Below are 577 nucleotides of genomic sequence, written 5' to 3'. Positions count from 1 at the left end.
TGTATGGCTATTCAGATCGCTGCAGCAATGGGCGCTAAGCCAATCGCTGTTGTTTCTGACGAGAGTAAGTTTGATTACTGCATGCAATTGGGCGCTGTTGGCTGCCTAAACCGTAAAGACTTCGACCACTGGGGCATGATGCCACACTGGAAAGATGAGTCCGCTTACGCTAAGTGGAGCAAAGGTGCGCGTGCATTCGGTAAAGCTATCTGGGATATCCTTGGCGAGCGTCGTGGTGTTGATGTTGTCTTTGAACACCCAGGCGAAACTACTATTCCTACGTCTATCTTCGTTGCTGAAACAGGCGGTATGGTTGTAGTTTGTGCAGGTACTACCGGCTTCAACGCGACCTTAGACCTGCGTTATCACTGGATGCGTCAGAAGCGTCTGCAGGGCTCACACTTCGCAAATGATGATCAAGCAATCGGCGTAAATAACTTGGTAATTGAAGGTAAAGTCGACCCTTGCCTATCTAAAACCTTTACCTATGAAGAGCTTCCTGACTCTCATCAGCTAATGTATGAAAACCAACACCCTCATGGCAACATGTCTGTGCTCGTTGGTGCAACTGACTTTG

General features: G+C 48.4%; 1 protein-coding gene. It reads left to right on the top strand.

The genetic code is table 11. The features are described from left to right. Window positions 1-577 (top strand): zinc-binding dehydrogenase (locus tag A3763_RS22935; protein WP_156495281.1); only part of this gene is annotated, 577 nt, incomplete at both ends.

Source organism: Oleiphilus sp. HI0128 (assembly GCF_001635365.1).
Note: the sequence above shows the minus strand (reverse complement) of the source record. Positions and strands in the feature narration are given on the sequence as shown.